Below are 18,958 nucleotides of genomic sequence, written 5' to 3'. Positions count from 1 at the left end.
GAGACGCATTCTGCCTACCCGAGCAGGCCCAGTCGCATAGCGGTGGTCACAGCGGCCGTGCGGTCCGAAACGTCCAGTTTGCCGAACGTCCGGAGCAGGTGGGTCTTGACCGTCGCTTCGCTGATGTGGAGCGTCCGGCCGATGTCGGCGTTCGTGTTCCCCCGCGCCACCAGCCGGAGCACCTCGATCTCGCGTGCCGACAACGGCGACGCCGTCGGATTGCGCACCCGGTTCACCAGCTTCCCGGCGACCGAAGGCGCCAAGACCGTCTCGCCGCGTGACGCGGCACGGATCGCGCCGGCCAGCTCCGCGCGCGAAGCGTCCTTCAGTAGGTACCCGGAGGCTCCCGCTTCGACCGCGCGCAGGATGTCCGCGTCCGTCTCGTAGGTGGTGAGCACGACGACCCGCTGACCCGGCCGGTCCGCGAGGATCTTCCGCGTCGCGCCGACGCCGTCGAGACCGGGCATCCGCAGATCCATCAGGATCACGTCCGGCTGCTTGATCCGGCTCAGCGCGACGGCCTCGTCGCCGGAGCCCGCTTCCCCGATGACGCTCAGGTCCGGCTCGGCCTCCAGCATGCCGCGCAGGCCTTCCCGCACCACGGGGTGATCGTCGACCAGCATGATCGTGATCACGCGGGCACCTCCAGTTCCAGCGTCGTCCCCGCACCGGGTTCGCTCGCACACGTCACGATGCCACCGACCTGCCCCGCCCGGGCCCGCATCCCCGCCAGGCCGAAGCCGCCGGTGGGCTCGGCGGGGTCGAATCCGGCGCCGTCGTCGGTCACGCGGAGCCGGGCTCGTCCGTCCACAACGGACAGAAGGAGCGAAACCGCGGCGGCGCGTGAATGCTTGCGGATGTTGCTCAGCGCCTCCTGTGCCCCTCGCAGCAGGACGACCTCGGTGGCCATCGGGAGCGCGGGCAGCGGGCCGCCGACCTCGATCGACGCCTCGATCCCGGTCTCCTCCGTCAGCCGTTCGACCAGCCTGCGCAAGGATTCCTCCAGTGAAGCGGCGGCGAGCGCCGACGGCATCCGCGTCGCGACCATCGCCCGCGCCTCGGCCAGGTTCTCCCGCGCCGTCCGCGCCGCGAGATCCAGGTGACGGCGGGCCGCCTTCGGATCGGTGTCCATTTCGGACTCGATGGCCTGGGTGAGCGTGACGATACTGGTGAAGCCCTGCGCGAGCGTGTCATGGATCTCGCGGGCCATGCGCTCGCGTTCGGCTGCCATGCCCGCCTCGCGGGAGAGGCGCGAAACCTCCGCCTGACTGGCTTCCAGCTGTTCGATCAACGCGGCCCGGCCTTTGCTCTGCGCGATGATCTGGGTGGTGTAGCGGCCGGCCAGCAGGCTGAAGACGATCAGGATCGCCGTCATCGGCAGCAGGACCGGCTGTTCGTCGAGCCCACCCTGGACGAGCAGGGCAGCCGGGCTCGAAAGCACCGCCGCCGTGGTGAGGATCGACGCGGCCTTCGTCGGCATCGTCATGTAGAGCACGGGGCAGGATAGGAAGAGGATGAAGCTCGAGTTGCCCGCGGCGAAGATGGCACCCACCGTGAAGAGCAGCAGTACCCCGGCGAACAACCATGGCGTGTGGTCGTAGTCCGGGCCTTTGATGAGGCGGCGTCCTCGTGCCAGGTAGGTCACGCCGAGCCCTGCCAAACACAGGAGCGCGATCGTTTTGTCCGTGGCCGTCCCGCCTTCGAGGAGCACCAAGGCCGTCGTCGCGACGAAGGTGACCCCGAAGAGGACCTCCCAGAGCCAGTAGAACCGCTCCCAGGCGTTCACCTGTCCTCGTTCGACCAGCGGAACGTCAGCTTCGCCAGCAGCAGCCCCGCGGCGCACCACGCCGTCAGCACCAGTGCCACCATCGGAAGTTCCCATGTCCCCGCCATCTCCTGTGCCGCGGCTTCGGCCGGCAGGAACACCGAGCGGAAGCCCTGGCAGATCCACTTCACCGGGAAGAACGAAGCGATGTCGACCATAACCTTCGGCAGGTTGGTGATCGGCGTGACGAACACCCCGGAGATGAACTGCAGCGAGATGTAGATCAGGTTGGTCACCGCGACCGCGCCGCTGACCGTCTTGGTCACCGAACTGAGCGCGATGCCAAGAAGCGTGCAGCTGGTGATGCCGAGCACGAAGACCCACAGCGCGGTCAGCAGCTTCGCCGGGTCGGTCGGCAGCTCCAGATCGAACAGGAGGCTGCCGACGATCGACATCAGCACCACCTGGGCGATACTCGTGAAGCCGACCAGGATGATCTTGCCGATGAAGTAGGAAGCGGCGGGCATCGGCGTGCCCCGCAGCCGTTTCAGCGCGCCGAGCTCACGGTCGGACGCGAGGTTGATGCCGATGCTGTTGAACGACGTCGAGACGATGCCGGAGCCGATCATGCCCGCGGCCAGCACCTGCCCGGTGGTGATCGCCATGCCGGGCATCGACGAGTCCAGCATCGAGCCGAGCAGGATCATCAGCAGGGACGGGAAGGCGAAGGTGAAGATCACCTGTTCCCGGATGCGGAAGAACTGCCTGAGCTCCGCGGCACCCCGGACGAGGCCGAGCGAGAAGGTGCCCGGGAGGGTCAGCGTGCTCATCGGGCTTCTCCGATCAGGTCGAGGTAGGTCTCTTCGAGGGTGGGCCGGTGGACGGTCAGCTCCGACGGCTCGCGGCCGTCGGCGGAGAGCTCGCGGATCAGCTTGGCCGGGAAATGGGTGCGCTCCAGATGGCCGCCCCTCTCGTCCGTCCAGCGGACCGTGGCCTCCGCGGTGGAGCGGCCGCCGAGCGTCTGCGGTGTCCCCTCGGCGACGATCTGCCCACGTGTGATGACCGCGACGCGATCGGCCAGCGCCTCGGCCTCGTCGAGATAGTGCGTGGTGAGCAGGATCGTGGTGCCTTCGCGGGCGAGATTCCTGATCAGTTCCCAGAACTGGCGCCGGGCCGCCGGATCGAACCCGGTCGTCGGCTCGTCGAGGAACACCAGCTCGGGCCGCCCGATGATCCCGAGCGCGACGTCCACACGCCGCCGTTGCCCGCCCGAAAGGCTCTTGACGCGGGCACCCGCCTTCTCGGTCAGGCCGACCTTCTCGATCACTTCTTCGGTGTCACGAGGATCCGGGTAATAGCGGGCGAAGTGCCGGACGGTCTCGGCGACGGTGAGCTCTGCGGCGTCGTTGGCCGTCTGCAACACGATCCCCAGCCTCGCCCGCCAAGCCCGGCCCGCCGTGCCGGGATCCTCACCGAGCACGTCGACGTCGCCCGACGTCCGCCCGCGGTGGCCCTCCAGAATCTCGACCGTCGTCGTCTTGCCCGCGCCGTTGGGGCCGAGCAGAGCGAACACCTCACCCTGCTCGATGTCGAGGTCGATCCCCCCGACGGCGGTGTGGCCCGGGTACTCCTTGCGCAGGCCACGCACTCTCACTGCCGTTTTCATACGTCGATCGTGCTGTGCGGGGCGGGGTCTGCGGGACGTCCGCAGGACTGAACCCGGTTGTCAACCGAACGATGGACACCGGTGTCACCGCCAGGTTCGTTCCTCGGGGCGCCACCGTCCTGCCGGATGCGTCGCCAGCAGAAGCGGAGTGACGAAGGCGTCCGCGAGGTCGTGCACACCTTCGAGCGTCCGGAATTCGGAAGGCAGCCCGCGGACACCTTGGGCGGCCTTGTGATAGCCACCCTTCCAGGAATGCGGATCGGGGACCTCGAACCCAGCGGGCGGATTCACCACCATCCCACGGCTTCGGCGGCGAGCGATTTCGTCGTACAGGATTTCGTGCGTCTCCTTGCCCGGTATGGAGGACTTCAACGCGAACAGGGCGAGGTCGACGAGATCCTTGTAACGGCTGGACGGGTGGCCGCCGACCTGATGACGCTCGTACATAGCGCAGATCTTTTCCGCGACATGGTCTTCGATCGGGAACATCCGCGCTTCCGGCCAGGGGACGCAATCACTGGCGAACGGAGGTTCCAGCGGCTCGGTGGTAATGGGGCCGCGCGGCAGATGCCCGGAGGTGACGACGTCCACGCGGACCCGGTGATTGAGAGGCGCGTTCTCGAACATCGCCATGAACGACACCTTGCGGGTAGGGCGCTCGACATGGGTTTGAGCCGAGGTTCCGAGGTGGGAGAACCAGATGCCATCGGCGAGGCGTAGCCCGGCCGCCGTCTTGAGCGCGTCGACCGCGGCGTCGGTCGTGTCCTCCATGGAGAGCAGATCGATGTCGGTGGAGTAGCGCGCGGAAGGCCAACGGACAAGGAGGGCTTGCCCGCCCTTCAGCACCCAGTTCGAGGCGTCGTCGCCGTGGAAGACCCGGGCGATCAAACGACGATGAAAATGCAGTTGCAGTAGCTCGCCGGTGGAGATACCCGTCGTTTTGGTGCCGTTCCTCGCTCTGTCCTTCTGAGAGTCGAGATAACCACGCGGAGTTTTCGGGCGTTGAGAGGGCATCCCGCCATGGTCTTGCGCTGGGACGAACTCAATGGAGAAGGTGCTTCGACCTTGATTCGCCCTTTCGCAAGCCCTAATGCCGCGGCGGAGTCGGACGGTGGGCGAGTTGCGTGACCGAGGTGCCGATCCCGGCAAGTAGCTGTTCGAGCAATGCTTCGCCGTCTCCAGGACGGCGGACGCCATAACGCAAGGCATAGGGTCCGATGTGCTCCGCCAGTACGTCCAAGCGAAGGAGGTTCGTCTCCACCGCCTCCTGGATGATCGTGGCGATATGGCTGCTGTCGATACGCTGCTCCAACAGATCGCGGACGGTGCGGAGCGCGGTGGTGACCGGAAGCCCGTCGATCGTCGTCACGTCGTCTTCGAGCAGTCCGGCGACCCTGAAGCGCACATCGGGATCTCGGCTGGTGCGGCGGCGTGGCGTGGTCAGGACTATCCGGTCGTCGACGAGTTCGCCGAGCCTGTGCAGCCGCGCGGCCGACTCGTGGGAAATCACCCCTCCGTCCGGATCGAGAGGGGACCGCTTCCACGCGGGTTCGGCCGCGTTGAGCATCAGCCAGGCCGCCTGCTCCTCCCGCACCTCGGTCGCTACGGCGATCGTGGCCGCATAGACGCCGTGACGGACACGGTCGAGGTGGCCGGCTTTCTCCAAGCGATGCAGTGTGACGCCATCGACGCCGGCACCCTTGGCTTGCCGGGACGTGACCATGCCCCACTGGGCGCTGGTGAACGCACTGAGCAGCCGTAGTGCGTCACTCGTGTTCATACAGCGAAGTTTACGTCACCAAGCAGCGTTAGTTACGTCTCAATGTAACTAACGCTGCTTAAGGTGGACTTAGCAGTGTGCGGACGGAGGTTTCGAGGGAGGGCAGGAGGGTGGCCGGATCGACGGCGGTGAGCATCCGGTTCGCGAAGCCGTCCGAGAGGGCGAGCACGGCGTCGGCCAGGTCGCTCGCCGCGAGGTCGTCGCGGACATGGCCTGCGGTCTGCGCCTCCGAGACGTAGCGCGTCGTGAGTTCCTGCAGTTCGTCGTAGCCGGTGCGGATGAATTCGGCCCATGACGGCCGGACGGCGGCGCGGGCGGTGAAGGCGTTGATGACGATCACCTCCGCGCGGCGCTGTTCGTCGAGCGGCATCGCCTCGACGAGCAGGCGCAGCAGCAGGTCCAGCAGGTTCCCGGACTGATCGAGGGTCTGCCAGCGCTGCTCCAGGAACTCGCTGGTCATGTCGAGGGCGAAGCGGAACAGATCTTCCTTGGTGGAGAAGTACTTCTGCACCGCGCCCGCGGACACCCCGGCTTCGACGGCGACAGAGCGGACGCTCACGGCCTCGACGCCTTCGCGCGCGACAATGCGCAGGAGGGCGCCGGCGATCTCGCGGCGGCGTTCGGCGCGGTCGACGATCTTCGGCACGGACGCATCCTCCTCCTGCGGCGGGGTGGGTCGTGAGTGGCGATTCGTGTTCTAACCCGAATCGCCACTCACGACCCACCCGACCGGCTTGCCCACTCGACCATCTTTAGAATACATTCGTATCCTGAAAAGGGGGTACTGGGGTGGACGAAGTCGCACACAAGCGGCGGGCGGAGGAGAACCAGCTCGCCGCCGCGCTGACCAAAGGACCGGCGGAGGTCCTCGATTTCCTTCTGCCGTTGTGGGTGGGGAGCCAGCTCGGCGCGTCGGCCGCCGAGGTCGGGGCGCTGACCGCGTTGGAGACGCTGGTGTCGTTCGTGATCCGGCCGATCGCGGGGTCGCTCGCGGACCGGTTCGACCGTGGCCGGGTCGCGGCCGTCGGTGCGGTCCTCTATGGACTGTCCTTTGTGGTCTATGCGGTGACGCCGGGCATCGGAGTCGCTTATCTGGCCGCGGTTCTCGGTGGCGCGGGTGGGGCGCTGTTCTGGGTCGCGTTGCGGGCTCGGGTGGGAGAGGGGCTCGCGAGGGACGACGGCGCGTTCAGCAAGCTGTTCGCGGCCGAGGGCGGCGGCACGTGGATCGCGTTCGTGGTCGCGCTGACCGCGATCGCCTGGATCGACTACCGGGGTGTGTTCTGGCTCGGTGCGGCGGCCTGCGCGGTGGCCGCGGTGGTCTTGCTGAACGCGCCGTCCGCGCCGGTGCGCGAAGCGGGCGCGCCACGGCTTTTCCAGCTGGGTAAGAGGATGCACCCGATGCTGGCGCTCGTCGCGCTGACCGCGATGGCCGAGGCCGGGGTCGCCCTGTTGCTCCTGATGCATCTGCAACGCGGGCATCAGCTGCGGCTCGGCGAGATCGCGGCCGTGTTCATCCCCGGCTTTATCGTCTACAGCCTGCTGCCGGACTACCTGCACGGCTTCGTCCGCAAGGTCGGCCGGACGCGGGTGCTCGCCTTGGCGATGGTGGCGAGCGCGGTCTTCGCCGCCGGCTTGTCCTTCGCGCCGAGTCCGGCGGTGCTCGCGGTCATGTGGGTCCTCTCGGCGGCGGCGTTCGCGGCGGCCATCCCGGTGGAGCAGGCGGTGGTCGCCGAGGCGGCCGGGCTCAGCCTCGGCCGGGCAATGGGGATCTACGAGAGCGCGACGCTACTGGGAGCGACGATCGGGACCTTCGTGGCGGGTCAGCTGTACGGCTCGGACGTCGGATGGCGCGTCGCTTGCTTCGGCGCGGCGGTTCTCCTGCTCTTCGGATCGTTCGTGGTTCGTGGCGCCGTACGGCGTGTCGGAGTTGCGGAGTTTCCCGTGGAACCACGAAAAACGGTGTCACAAAAGGGAAAGCCGGTCACCCGCACGGTCGTGGAGAGTCCGCAAGCGGCCGAATCGGTGACGGAGGAGGCGAACAAGCGCTCGAACCCGTTCCGAAACTGGACGGTCCATGTCGCGGTGTACGTCGTCGCGCAGGCGGCGCTGGCGTTCGCCGGATACAGCTGGCCTGTCGAAGCGTTGTTCGGCGGCCCTCACGCGGCCGACTGGTTCTGGAACTCCAGTGGTCACTGGCTGCTGAACATCGGCCGGATCTGGACCTTCGTCCTGGTGATCGACACCGTGTGGACGATCGGCCGCGCGTTACTGAAGAAGCGGCCTTATTGACATGTTGTCTAACATGACACTATGTCTCATACGTGGGTGACGGCCAGCGACGGTGTCCGCCTCTCGGTCCGGGTGACCGGTGTCGACGACGCGCCCACGGTGGTGCTCGTCCACGGTTACCCGGACAACGGCTCCATGTGGGACGGCGTCGCCGCCCTGCTCGAGCGCCGCTACCGGGTCGTCGTCTACGACGTCCGTGGCGCCGGCCGCTCGGACAAGCCTTCGGGACGAGCGTCCTACAAGTTGGACCAGCTGTCCGATGACCTCGCTTCGGTCATCGACGAGGTCCGGCCCGAGGGCAAGGTCCATCTGCTCGCGCACGACTGGGGCTCCATCCAGACCTGGCATTCGGTCACCGGCGAAAAGCTGCGCGGACGGCTCGCGTCGTTCACGTCGATCTCCGGGCCGAGCCTCGATCACGCGGGAGCGTGGTTCCGCGCGCAGCTGCGCCCGAGCCCGAAACGGCTCAGGAACGCGCTCGCGCAAGGAGTGCATTCGACGTACATCCTCGGTTTCCAGCTCCCGCTGATCCCGCAGCTGCTGTGGCGCACCGGCGCGATGGGCGCGCTCATCGGCCGGATGGATCCGGCGGCCGCGGCGCCGTCCACTTCGGACGGCCTGTACGGACTCAACCTCTACCGCGCCAACATGTTCACGCGACTCTCCCGGCCGCGGCCGCGTAACGCCGAGATCCCGGTGCAGGTGCTCGCGCCCACCGGCGACAAATTCGTCACCACGCCGTTGCAGACCGAGATCGAGCGCTGGGCGCCGGACCTGCGGGTGCGCCGGATCGTCGGCACGCACTGGGTGGTCCGCGAGAAGCCGCGGGTGATCGCCGACGCCACCGCGGAGCTGATCGATCACGCCGAAGGCGGCGAGGAGAGCCGCGCGCTCAAACAGGCAAGGACGAAAGGCTTCGCGCACAAGCTCGTCGTGGTCACCGGCGCCGGCAGCGGGATCGGCCGCGCGACGGCGCTCGCGTTCGCGGACAAGGGCGCCGACCTGGTCATCACCGACATCAACGGCTCGGCCGCGGCGGACACCGCGAAACTCCTGCGGGACAAGGGTGCCACCGTCGGCGAGTACACAGTGGACTCTTCCGACGCGGAGGCGGTCGAGAAGTTCGCCCAGCAGGTCAAGGAGGAGTTCGGGGTCCCGGACATCGTCGTGAACAACGCGGGGATCGGGCTGTCCGGACCCTTCCTCGACACGACGGTCAAGGACTGGGAACGCCTCATCGACGTGAACCTGTGGGGTGTCATCCACGGCTGCCGCGTCTTCGCCGAGCAGATGCGCGAGCGGGCCGAAGGCGGCCAGATCGTCAACGTCGCCTCGGCCGCCGCCTACCTGCCGTCGAAGATCCTTTCCGCCTACGCCACCACGAAATCCGCCGTGCTGACGTTGAGCGTGTGCCTGCGGGCGGAACTCGCCGCCGAGAACATCGGTGTCACCGCGATCTGCCCCGGCATCGTGAACACCAACATCACCAGCACCACCCGGTTCGTCGGCGTCGACGACGTCGAGCAGAAGCGGCGCCAGAAGTCGAGCAGCAAGCTGTACGCGAAACGTGGTTTCGGCCCGGAGAAGGTCGCGCGCGACATCCTGCGTGCCGTCGAGAAGGACAAGGCGATCCAGCCGTCGACGCCGGAGGCCAAGGCCGCGCTCGTCCTTTCCCGGCTCACCCCCGGACTGCTGCGGGCCGCGGCGAAACTGGACGTCACCCCGTGACCTCTGCCAGACGTCCTCGCCGGATGTCGGCGGAAGCCCGCCGCGAGGACCTGATCCGCGCCGCACTGGACCTGTTCGGTTCGCGCGCGCCCGAACTCGTCACGGTCGACGACATCATCGCCCGCGCCGAGGTTTCGCGGCCGCTGTTCTACCGGTACTTCTCGAGCTTGCGGGAACTGCAGGTCGAGGCGCTGAAAACGGTCACCGAAGGGCTCATCGACGGCCTTGCCGGACTCGAGGAAGGCCCGCCCGAAACGCGGCTGCGGGCCGCCGTCCGCGGGCTGATCGACGTCGCCGACCACTACCGCGCGGGCTACGTCGCCTTGTTGCGCAGCGGTTCGGTGATCGCGACCTCGGAGACGGACGCGGCGATCGACGAGGTCCGCAACCGTGCCGTCGAGCTCATCCTCGACGCGCTGGGAGTGTCGGAGCCCTCGCCTATGCTCCTGCTGACCTTGCGCTGCTGGACCGCGGTGGTGGAGGGCTCGCTGCTGAGCTGGCTGCAGGAGCGGGCCGTGCCGCGCGAGGTGCTCGACGGCTGGCTGGTCGATCAGCTGACGGCCATGCTGTCGGCGACCGCGGCCCACGACTCTTCGGTCCCTCAGACGCTATGAAAGGTCCTTTCCTTGCAAAATTTGCAAGGAAAGGACCTTTCATAGCGCGCTACTAGGACTGCTTCGCGACCAGGTCCCAGCCTTCGACGTCTTCCGGCTTACGCGGCTCGGGGCCGACGTACTTCGCCGACGGGCGCACGAGGCGGCCGGTCTTCTTCTGCTCCAGGATGTGCGCGGCCCAGCCGGCGGTGCGCGCGGAGCTGAACATCGCGGGCATCATATGCGGCGGGACCTGGGCGAAGTCCAGGATCACGGCCGCCCAGAACTCGACGTTGGTCTCGATCGGGTGATCCGGACGCCGCTCGCGCAGCTCCTTCAGCGCCACCTGCTCCAGTTCCGCGGCCGCCTCGTAGCGCGACGCGCCGAGCTCTTTGCAGGTGCGGCGCAGCACGCGTGCCCGCGGGTCTTCCGCGCGGTACACGCGGTGCCCGAAGCCCATCATCCGTTCCTTGCGGTCCAGGATGCCCTTCACCAGGCCGACCGCGTCGCCGGTCTTCTCGACCTCTTCGATCATCGGCAGCACCCGTGCCGGCGCGCCGCCGTGCAGGGGGCCGGACATGGCGCCGATCGCGCCGGACAGCGCCGCGGCGACGTCGGCGCCGGTCGAGGCGATGACCCTGGCGGTGAAGGTCGAGGCGTTGAGGCCGTGCTCGGCGGCCGAGACCCAGTACGCGTCGATGGCCTTGACGTGGGCCGGGTCGGGCTCGCCGCGCCAGCGGACCATGAAGCGCTCGGTGATCGACTTCGCCTCGTCGACCCTGGTCTGCGGGACGGCGGGCTGCCCGATGCCGCGCGCGGACTGGGCGACGTACGAAAGCGCCATCACCGAGGCGCGGGCCAGCTGGTCGCGCGCCTCGTCGTCGGTGATGTCGAGCAGCGGCCGGTACCCCCAGATCGGGGCGAGCATGGCCAGCGCGGCCTGGACGTCGACCCGGACGTCGCCGGTGTGCACCGGCAGCGGGAACGGCTCGGCGGGCGGTAGCCCGTGGCCGAAACGGCTGTCGACGAGAAGTCCCCAGACGTCACCGAAGGTCACCTTGCCGGCGAGATCCTCGATGTCGACACCTCGATAGCGCAGCGCGCCACCGTCACGGTCGGGCTCGGCGATTTCGGTCTTGAAGGCGACCACGCCCTCGAGACCCGGTCGGAAACCGTCGTCGACCTTCTCCGACGGCTGATTGGTGCTGATCGTGGAGGCACTCACTGTGGTGAAACCTTTCGATGCGCATTCCCCGGCTTTGTGTTCACGCGTGGACGGGATACACGCAGCGTAGGCGCGCCTCATCGCACGGATGGACAAACTTTGCTCCACGTGGGGGCCTGGGGCAATCGAAAGATGTGGTGCTTTCGGTCACGATTACGAGAACGATTCAGTGAAAACGCGCTTCGTACGCGAAGAGTTACGGCGCCGTTCACTTTGCGTGTACCGGCCGCCGAGGTAAATCCTGTGTTTCGAGAACCGGCGAGGACCGGTTTCCGGTGATAGACCTTTCCCATGCACCTGAGCCCCCAGGAGCGGGACAAACTGCTCATCCACGTCGCGGCGGACGTAGCGCGCAAACGCCTGGAACGCGGGGTCTCGCTGAACTACCCCGAAGCGGTCGCGCTGATCACCGAGCATGTGCTCGAAGGCGCTCGCGACGGCCGGACGGTGAGTGAGCTCGTCGCGAGCGGGCGTTCGGTGCTCTCACGGGCGCAGGTACTGGACGGAGTGCCGGAAATGGTCGATTCCGTCCAGGTCGAAGCCACTTTCCCGGACGGAACGAAGCTCGTCACCGTGCACGACCCGATCGTCTAGGGAGGGCCGCGAGTGCGACCAGGGGAGATCATCACCGGCGATGCGCCGGTCGAGTTGAACCCGGGCAGGCCACGGGTCCGGCTGCTCGTGCGGAACCTCGGCGACCGGCCCGTCCAGGTCGGTTCGCACTACCATTTCGCGGCGGTCAATCCGAGGCTCGAATTCGATCGCGAAGCCGCGCGAGGACACCGGCTCGACGTGCCCGCGGGAACGTCCGTGCGGTTCGAACCGGGCGTCGAACGCGAAGTCGACCTCGTCCCGCTGGCCGGGAACCGCGTGGTGCCCGGATTGCGCGAGGAGTCCTGATGCCGTCGATCGATCGCGAGCGGTACGCCGAACTGTTCGGCCCGACGACCGGGGACAGGATCCGCCTCGCGGACACCGACCTGCTGATCGAAGTCACCGAAGACCGCAGCATGGGGCCGTCCGGCAGCGGCGACGAGGTGTTGTTCGGCGGCGGCAAGGTGATCCGCGAATCCATGGGCCAGGGAATGGCGACCCGGGCCGAAGGCGCGCCCGACCTGGTCATCACCGGTGCGGTGATCCTGGACCACTGGGGGATCGTCAAGGCCGACGTCGGCATCCGCGACGGTCGGATCGTCGGGATCGGCAAGGCGGGCAACCCGGACACGATGGACGGCGTCGATCCGGCGCTGGTCGTCGGCCCGTCGACGGAGGTGCTGTCCGGCAACGGGAAGATCCTCACCGCGGGCGGGATCGACTGCCACGTCCATTTCATCTGCCCACAGCTGACCGAGACCGCGCTGGCGTCCGGGCTCACCACCCTGGTCGGCGGCGGCACCGGCCCGGTCGAAGGCAGCAAGGCCACCACCGTCACGCCCGGCGCGTGGAACCTCGGCCGGATGCTGCAGGCGATGGACGGTCAGCCGGTCAACGTCCTGCTGCTGGGCAAGGGGAACACCGTCCGGCACGAGGCGCTGCGCGAACAGCTCTCCGCCGGCGCGGGCGGGTTCAAACTCCACGAGGACTGGGGCAGCACCCCGGCCGCGATCGACGCCTGCCTCACCGTCGCCGACGAATCCGGGGTCCAGGTGGCGATCCACACCGACACCCTGAACGAAGCAGGCTTCCTGGAGTCCACAGTGGACGCCATTCGGGGCCGGTCGATCAACGCGTACCACACGGAAGGCGCGGGCGGCGGGCACGCGCCGGACATCATCCAGGTCGCCGGGCTGCCCAACATCCTGCCGTCGTCGACGAATCCGACGCGCCCGCACACCGCGAACACCCTCGACGAGCACCTCGACATGCTCGTCGTATGCCACCACCTGAACCCGTCCGTGCCCGAAGATCTGGCCTTCGCCGAAAGCCGGATCCGGCCGACGACCATCGCGGCCGAGGACGTCCTGCACGACCTCGGCGCGATCTCCATGATGAGCTCGGATTCGCAGGCGATGGGCCGGATCGGCGAGGTGATCATCCGCACCTGGCAGACCGCGCACGTGATGAAACGGCGGCGCGGCACGCTGCCCGGCGACGGCGCGGCCGACAACCTGCGGGCTCGCCGCTATGTCGCCAAGTACACGATCAACCCCGCGATCGCGCACGGGATGGAGCGCGAGATCGGCTCGGTGGAGATCGGGAAACTCGCGGATCTCGTGCTGTGGGAGCCGAAGTTCTTCGGTGTCCGGCCGCATGTGGTGCTCAAGGGCGGTTTACCGGCGTGGGCGGCGATGGGCGACGCGAACGCGTCCATCCCGACGCCGCAGCCGGTGCTCGCGCGGCCGATGTTCGGCGCGGCGCCGGTGGTCGCCGCCGCGAGCAGCTTCCATTTCGTGGCCCCGGAAGCACTGGAAAGTGGCGTGGCGGAGCGCTTCGGCATCACACGGAAGCTCGTGCCGATCTCGAACACCCGCTCCCGCGGCAAGGCCGACATGGTGCTGAACGACGCGACGCCGGACATCAGGGTGGATCCGGACAGCTTCGCCGTGCACGTCGACGGCGAGCTGATCGAGCCTCGGCCGGTGACCGAACTGCCCATGGCACAAAGGTACTTCTTGTTCTGATGAACCTCGCCGCGCTCATCCTCGCCGACTCCCGGTTCCCCGGGGGCGGCCACGTCCATTCCGGCGGGCTCGAGGAGGCCGTCACCCGGAAGCTGATCACGCACGAACGCGACCTGCCGGGATTCCTCGCCGGGCGCTTGCGCACGGCCGGTTCGCTGGCCGCGGTGTTCGCCGCCGCGTCGGCGCACGCCGCCGCGCGGAATGTCCAGAGTGGACATTGGCGGCGGCTCGATGTCGAACTCGACGCCAGGACGCCGTCGCTCGCGCAGCGGGAGGCGTCCCGCGCGCAAGGTCGCGGGACGGCCAGGGCGGGCAAGGCGGCGTGGCCGTCGCCGGTGCTTTCCCAGCTGCTGAAGGAAACCCCGCGACCGCATCATCCGGTGGTGGCCGGAGCGCTGATCGGGGTGCCCTTCGACGCGGCGATGGCGGTGGCGTATCTCGCCATCAGCGGCCCGGCGAGCGCGGCCGTGCGGCTGCTCGGGCTGGACCCGTTCGCTGTCAACGCGGTCGTGGCCCGGCTCGCGCAAGAGGTCCGGGACGTTTCCCTGCGTGCCGCCGAGGTCGCGGGCGACGATCCGGCCGATCTCCCGGCGCCGGGTTCTCCGGCGCTCGATCTGTTCGCCGAGGCACACGCCCGGCATCACCAGGAAGAGGTGCGTCTCTTTGCCAGCTGAACATGGTCACGGTCATGGACACGTCCACCCGGTCAACTTCGACCCGACCGCCGCGGAACCCGACCACTACGAGCAGGCGCCGACCGTGGGCCGCGCGTACCGGATCGGGATCGGCGGGCCGGTGGGCAGCGGGAAGACCGCGCTCACCGCGGCGCTGTGCCGGGCGCTCGGCGGCGAGGTGAACCTCGCCGTCGTCACCAACGACATCTACACCACCGAAGACGCCGACTTCCTGCGCAAGGCCGGGGTACTCGACCCGGAGCGGATCGAGGCCGTGCAGACCGGCGCGTGCCCGCACACCGCGATCCGCGACGACATCACGGCGAACCTCGACGCCGTCGAACGGCTGGAGGAGCGATTCCCCGGGCTGGACCTGGTGATCATCGAAAGCGGCGGCGACAACCTCACCGCGGTGTTCAGCCGGGGGCTCGCCGACAGCCAGGTCTTCGTGGTCGACGTCGCCGGTGGCGACAAGGTGCCGCGCAAGGGCGGGCCGGGCGTGACGACCGCGGATCTGCTGGTGATCAACAAGATCGACATCGCGCATCTGGTCGGCGCGGACATGGACGTGATGACCTCGGACGCGCACCGGATGCGGGGTGAGCTGCCGGTGATCACGCAGTCGCTTGTGGACACTCCGAACGCGCCGGCGGTGGCGGACTGGGTCCGTTCGCTGCTCCCGGTCCGCACGGGGTGAAGGCGCACGCGCGGCTGACCGCCCGCTTCGAGGGCGGCCGGACCGTACTGCGTGAGCTGCGCTCGATGGCGCCGCTCACGCTCCTTCCCAAGCGGGGCACCGGTGTGACGGCGATCGTGCACTTGGTCAACTCGGCGACGTCGCCGCTGGGCGGCGACGAGCTGAAGCTGACCATCCGTGTCGGCTCCGGGGCTTCGCTGCGGCTTTCGGGAGTCGCGGCGACCATCGCGCTTCCGGGGTTGCACGGGGAAGGAAGTTCGTCCCTTGTGGACGTTGTCGTGGAGGACGGCGGTTCACTGGAGTACCTGCCGGAGCCGACCGTCGTGACCGCGCGGGCCCGGCACTCGGCGGTGTTCAAGGCATCCCTGGCGGCCGATGCTTATCTGCATACGCGAGAGGTGCTCGTTCTCGGCAGGGCAGGTGAGCGGCCCGGGTCTTTGGTGACCACGCAGCACGTGACGCGCGGTGAAGTCCCGGTGCTGCGGCAGACGCTGGAGATCGGGGATTCGACCTTGGACTCCAGTCTCGCGCATCTGGCCGGACGCAGGGTGCTGGCGACCGATCTGGTCGTCGGCGGGCCGGACCTGCCCGAGGCGTCCGGCGAGTGGTGGTCCCGGGCGTCGCTGGCGGCCGGTGGGATACTCACGACGTCGCTGGCTCACGATGCCGTGACCGCGCTCAAGGGGGAGCCATGGAGCCACTGAGTCTCTCGTTGCCCGGCCAGCCTTGGAGTGTGGTCGCACCTTCGGCGGCGGGTCCGTTGTACGTGCTGTGCACCAAGGTGAAAGAGCTGCCGAATCGGCGGACGTTGCTGGCGATCGACCTGGCGGGGAACGTGCTCTGGCAGCGCGAACTCGAGGGCGATCCGAATGGGCACTGGTCCCAGAAGAGCTATACGAAGCATTTGCGTGTCTCCGAGTCGGGCACCGTCTTCCTGATCGACGGCGACGTTCTCCTCGGGTTCGACGCCTCCGGCGAAACCCAGGTGGCGATCCGGCTGGACCATGACCAGGACGAGGCTCCAGGTCCGTTCGCCCTGGTACGAGAAGGGTTCTGTACCACTTGGACGACCTTGCCGGGCCGTCACCGTGATGTCCGCGTTGACGTGCGGGACGGTTCCGGCACCTGCATGTGGTCGACCCGGATCCCGACCGAACCACTGGGCTACCGGGGCCCGCCGGGCCTGGAAGATGACTTCGCGCCCTTCAAACCTACGATGCCCCACGAGTTCTCGCCGTCGTACTGGGATCCGTTGCTCGTTTCCGGCGACCGGATTCTTGCCGGATTCGACGACGTGAGTACGGGGTTGTCGTTGTCCTACCTGCTCGATCGGGACTCCGGCGGCCTCGTGGCGACCACGCCGGTTTCGGGCGGCAAGCATAAGGCGATCGCCGGGCTGGGCGAGTTCCTGGCGGGGGACCGGGGTTTCGGCCTGCTCGGGACGGCGCGCTACGACGCGTCACGGGCCGAGGTCGTTCGCTGGGACAGCGACGGTCCGCTGCTCGTCGGTCCGGACGGCGCCATCCGGAGCGTCGAGAGCGGGAATCCGGAAGGGGCTCGAAGGTTCAGGAAGCTCAACGCGGACGGGTCGACGGATGACGGCCCGGCGCTTTCGAGGAGTCATTTCGGGAGTCCGGCGCTCGACAGCGCGGGGACGGTGGTCTTCACCCAGGACGGGGCGTTGCGAGCGATCGACGCGGAGCTGCATGAGCGTGTGCTGTGCGAGATCCCCGACGAACGCGATCTGTACGGCCGGATCGTCCTGTTGGAGGACGGGCTGGTCGCGTTCACCGTCGGGCACGGACTCTTCCTGGCCGAAACCGATCTCGGTCCCTTGCCGTCCAGCGGCTGGGTCTGTAGTGACGGCAACCTGCGCGCCAATCCCGTCCTCGAGAGTCCGTGAGGGCCTCCTTCCCTACCCTGAAGGTAGTGAAGGAGGCCCTCACGGACCGGCTCCCCGTCAGAACTTGGTGCCCAGCCAGGTCATCGCGACCGGACCGCCGGTCGCGACGCCGCCGATGTGCTCCAGCAGCGGGAACTCCTGCCAGGTGACGTCGGCGCCGAGGGCGCGGTAACGGTCGCGCAGGCCCTTGCCGACCGAAAGCGGGATCAGTTCGTCCAGCGACGCGTGGTACAGGTACACCGGCGCGCCCGGTTTGGTCTTGCCCGCGAGGTTCTCGCCGAGCCGGGCCTGCCAGCGCGGGTCCGAGGAAACGTTCGGGACGGTCGTGAAGTCGTTGAGCCGGGCGAAAGGCGCCGCCGCGCCGAGTTCGACGGTGCACGCTTCCTTGACCTTCGCGACCATCCTCTCGCCCTTCGCGTTGAGCACGTCGTTGAAGGGCAGTTCGGGGTACGCCGTCGAGTAGCCGACAGCGGCGCCGAGCACCAGGCCGAACGCCGGGCCGCCGTCGTTGAACTTCAGGACCGCGTTCAGATCCGCCGGGACACCGCCTTCCGCGACGCCGACCAGGTTGACGTCGGGCGCGTAGGACGGCTGGAGTTCGCCGGCGAAGGCCGCGGCCTGACCTCCTTGTGAGTAGCCGAAAACGCCGACCGGCCCGGTCTTGGACAGGCCTGCTTCGGGGACGTTCGAGGCGGCGCGGGCGGCGTCGAGGACGGCCCGGCCTTCGGACTGGCCGACGGCGTAGGTGTGCGTGCCCGGGGTGCCGAGGCCTTCGTAGTCGGTCACGACGACCGCCCAGCCGCGCGAAAGCGCTTGGCTCATCAGGAGGACTTCGTTCTCGGACCCGTTCGTCAGCCGGGTCGACGGCGCGCAGCGGTCGCCGAGGCCGTGGGTGCCGACGGCGTAGCTGACCAGCGGCCGCGCGCCCTTCGTCCACGGCGTGCGCGGGACCAGCAGGATGCCCGACACCGTGTTCGGCTGCCCCGTCGCCGAGGTGGAGCGGTAGTGGAGTTTCCAGGCCTTCGCCGGGGCGGTGGCGATGACCGGTTTGTAGTCGACCAGATCCCCGGGGGCGCTCGGCGCGGCTTGCGCGGCGGGCGCGCCTATCAGGGCGGCTGCGAGGGCTGAGACCAGAACTGTCCGAAGCACCGTTGCCTCCAGTTTGGTAATCGAGATTTTCGCAATGTAGGCGGTGTTGCTAGCATCTGGCAATCCCTGTTACCGAATCGGGGGAGGTCGAGTGGCCCGCACCTACGGCGGGGTCGCGCCCGAGCAACGGCGCGCCGAACGGCGTGAACGCCTGCTCGTGGCGGCCCTGGACCTGTTCACGTCGACGGGCTACCAGCAGACGAAGATCACCGAGTTGTGCACCCGCGCCGGCGTTTCGACGCGGAACTTCTACGAGGAGTTCGAGAGCAAGGAGAAGGTGCTGCTGACCCTGCACGAGCGCATCAACGCGCTCGCGCTGGAGCACGTCACCGGCATCCTGGAACGGCTGGAGGACGCGGACGCGGTCACCCGGATCGGGACACTGCTGGACGTCTTCGTCAGCACGGTGACCTCGGATCCCCGGATGCCGCGGCTGAACTATGTCGAGGCCGTCGGCGTCAGCGCCGCCTTGGAGGCGCAGCACCAGGAATGGGTCGACCGGTGGGCCGCGTTCATCGAAGCCGAGGCCCGGCACGCGGCCGAGCACGGGGTGGCGCCGGACCGCGATTACCACCTGACGGCGATCGCGCTCGTCGGCGCGGCGACCGGACTGCTGCGCGAGTGGCAGGCCCACACCCCTCCGCTGCCGGTCGCCGACGTCGCCGCCGAACTCCGGGCCCTGATGCTCGCCGCGATCACCCGGCCCGCCTAGGCCGTGTCCGGTAAGTCATGTTCGCGGTCTTCGCGCCCAGGTGGTCCCCGACGGCACGGGCGGACGCGGCCGAGTATGACCCGGTACGAGGCCGATCCGCCCGCACCGCCAGGAACCACCTGGATCACGAAGCCCATCGAACAGACTCACCGGACA

The 18,958-nt window shown here is 68.3% G+C and carries 20 protein-coding genes; 11 read left to right on the top strand and 9 right to left on the bottom strand.

The annotated features are described in order from the left end of the window. Positions 1-14: 14 nt before the first annotated feature. The 7 genes from DL991_RS06480 to DL991_RS06450 form a co-directional block, all read right to left on the bottom strand. Positions 15-635 carry a response regulator transcription factor gene (locus tag DL991_RS06480; RefSeq protein ID WP_125781991.1) on the bottom strand — a complete coding sequence of 207 codons (621 nt, stop codon included), beginning with the start codon at positions 633-635 and terminating at the stop codon, positions 15-17. Beyond that, entirely contained in the window at positions 632-1,786 is a 1,155-nt protein-coding gene (locus DL991_RS06475) for a sensor histidine kinase (RefSeq protein ID WP_125781989.1), read from the bottom strand. The genes DL991_RS06480 and DL991_RS06475 overlap by 4 nt, the downstream gene beginning before the upstream one ends. Beyond that, positions 1,783-2,595 carry an ABC transporter permease gene (locus DL991_RS06470; protein WP_125781987.1) on the bottom strand — a complete coding sequence of 271 codons (813 nt, stop codon included), beginning with the start codon at positions 2,593-2,595 and terminating at the stop codon, positions 1,783-1,785. The genes DL991_RS06475 and DL991_RS06470 overlap by 4 nt, the downstream gene beginning before the upstream one ends. After that, complete coding sequence (locus DL991_RS06465; RefSeq protein WP_125781985.1) at positions 2,592-3,431, bottom strand: ABC transporter ATP-binding protein; 840 nt, start codon at positions 3,429-3,431, stop codon at positions 2,592-2,594. The genes DL991_RS06470 and DL991_RS06465 overlap by 4 nt, the downstream gene beginning before the upstream one ends. Before the next feature lie 84 nt (positions 3,432-3,515). Further along, entirely contained in the window at positions 3,516-4,628 is a 1,113-nt protein-coding gene (locus DL991_RS06460) for a nucleotidyl transferase AbiEii/AbiGii toxin family protein (RefSeq protein ID WP_233598690.1), read from the bottom strand. After that, on the bottom strand, positions 4,519-5,211 hold the full coding sequence (locus DL991_RS06455; protein ID WP_125781983.1) for a type IV toxin-antitoxin system AbiEi family antitoxin domain-containing protein: 693 nt from the start codon (positions 5,209-5,211) through the stop codon (positions 4,519-4,521). The genes DL991_RS06460 and DL991_RS06455 overlap by 110 nt, the downstream gene beginning before the upstream one ends. Before the next feature lie 58 nt (positions 5,212-5,269). Beyond that, the gene (locus DL991_RS06450; protein ID WP_125781981.1) at positions 5,270-5,857 is read right to left on the bottom strand and encodes a TetR/AcrR family transcriptional regulator; all 588 of its coding nucleotides are present in this window, start codon (positions 5,855-5,857) and stop codon (positions 5,270-5,272) included. A gap of 143 nt (positions 5,858-6,000) precedes the next feature. Here DL991_RS06450 and DL991_RS06445 point away from each other — a divergent pair, with 143 nt between their 5' ends. The 3 genes from DL991_RS06445 to DL991_RS06435 are packed head-to-tail and all read left to right on the top strand — an operon-like array spanning position 6,001 to position 9,842. Continuing rightward, entirely contained in the window at positions 6,001-7,500 is a 1,500-nt protein-coding gene (locus DL991_RS06445; protein WP_125781979.1) for an MFS transporter, read from the top strand. Positions 7,501-7,536: 36 nt separating this feature from the next. Beyond that, positions 7,537-9,228 carry an SDR family oxidoreductase gene (locus tag DL991_RS06440; RefSeq protein WP_125782273.1) on the top strand — a complete coding sequence of 564 codons (1,692 nt, stop codon included), beginning with the start codon at positions 7,537-7,539 and terminating at the stop codon, positions 9,226-9,228. A gap of 23 nt (positions 9,229-9,251) precedes the next feature. Then, positions 9,252-9,842 carry a TetR/AcrR family transcriptional regulator gene (locus DL991_RS06435; protein WP_125781977.1) on the top strand — a complete coding sequence of 197 codons (591 nt, stop codon included), beginning with the start codon at positions 9,252-9,254 and terminating at the stop codon, positions 9,840-9,842. Positions 9,843-9,894: 52 nt separating this feature from the next. Here DL991_RS06435 and DL991_RS06430 read toward each other — a convergent pair whose 3' ends face one another. Continuing rightward, a complete protein-coding gene (locus tag DL991_RS06430) occupies positions 9,895-11,046 on the bottom strand; it encodes a citrate synthase 2 (RefSeq protein ID WP_125781975.1) in 1,152 nt (383 codons plus the stop codon). 291 nt (positions 11,047-11,337) lie between these two features. Between DL991_RS06430 and DL991_RS06425 the strand changes: the two genes are divergently transcribed. Genes DL991_RS06425 through DL991_RS06395 form a run of 7 tightly spaced genes read left to right on the top strand, consistent with a single transcriptional unit; the run spans position 11,338 to position 16,941 of the window. Next, positions 11,338-11,640 carry an urease subunit gamma gene (locus DL991_RS06425; protein WP_125781973.1) on the top strand — a complete coding sequence of 101 codons (303 nt, stop codon included), beginning with the start codon at positions 11,338-11,340 and terminating at the stop codon, positions 11,638-11,640. A gap of 12 nt (positions 11,641-11,652) precedes the next feature. Further along, positions 11,653-11,946 (top strand): urease subunit beta, encoded by a 294-nt coding sequence (locus DL991_RS06420; protein WP_125781971.1) that lies wholly within the window; start codon positions 11,653-11,655, stop codon positions 11,944-11,946. Then, a complete protein-coding gene (locus DL991_RS06415) occupies positions 11,946-13,667 on the top strand; it encodes an urease subunit alpha (protein WP_125781969.1) in 1,722 nt (573 codons plus the stop codon). Before DL991_RS06420 ends, DL991_RS06415 begins: the two co-directional genes overlap by 1 nt. Further along, positions 13,667-14,341: an urease accessory protein UreF gene (locus tag DL991_RS06410; protein ID WP_125781967.1), complete on the top strand. Its 675-nt coding sequence runs from the start codon at positions 13,667-13,669 to the stop codon at positions 14,339-14,341. Before DL991_RS06415 ends, DL991_RS06410 begins: the two co-directional genes overlap by 1 nt. Continuing rightward, positions 14,331-15,038 (top strand): urease accessory protein UreG, encoded by a 708-nt coding sequence (gene ureG / locus DL991_RS06405; protein ID WP_125781965.1) that lies wholly within the window; start codon positions 14,331-14,333, stop codon positions 15,036-15,038. Before DL991_RS06410 ends, ureG begins: the two co-directional genes overlap by 11 nt. Then, complete coding sequence (locus tag DL991_RS06400; protein WP_125781963.1) at positions 15,035-15,742, top strand: urease accessory protein UreD; 708 nt, start codon at positions 15,035-15,037, stop codon at positions 15,740-15,742. The genes ureG and DL991_RS06400 overlap by 4 nt, the downstream gene beginning before the upstream one ends. After that, on the top strand, positions 15,730-16,941 hold the full coding sequence (locus DL991_RS06395) for a hypothetical protein (RefSeq protein ID WP_125781961.1): 1,212 nt from the start codon (positions 15,730-15,732) through the stop codon (positions 16,939-16,941). The genes DL991_RS06400 and DL991_RS06395 overlap by 13 nt, the downstream gene beginning before the upstream one ends. A 57-nt stretch (positions 16,942-16,998) precedes the next feature. Here the strand turns inward: DL991_RS06395 and DL991_RS06390 are convergent, their stop codons facing one another. Then, positions 16,999-18,090 carry a lipase family protein gene (locus DL991_RS06390; RefSeq protein WP_125781959.1) on the bottom strand — a complete coding sequence of 364 codons (1,092 nt, stop codon included), beginning with the start codon at positions 18,088-18,090 and terminating at the stop codon, positions 16,999-17,001. A 91-nt stretch (positions 18,091-18,181) separates the two neighbouring features. Between DL991_RS06390 and DL991_RS06385 the strand changes: the two genes are divergently transcribed. Continuing rightward, positions 18,182-18,802: a TetR/AcrR family transcriptional regulator gene (locus DL991_RS06385; protein ID WP_125781957.1), complete on the top strand. Its 621-nt coding sequence runs from the start codon at positions 18,182-18,184 to the stop codon at positions 18,800-18,802. Positions 18,803-18,958 lie beyond the last annotated feature (156 nt).

Origin of the sequence: Amycolatopsis sp. WAC 01375 (assembly GCF_003947325.1) — a bacterium.
Taxonomy (GTDB): domain Bacteria; phylum Actinomycetota; class Actinomycetes; order Mycobacteriales; family Pseudonocardiaceae; genus Amycolatopsis.
This window is presented reverse-complemented; position numbering and strand designations above follow the sequence as displayed.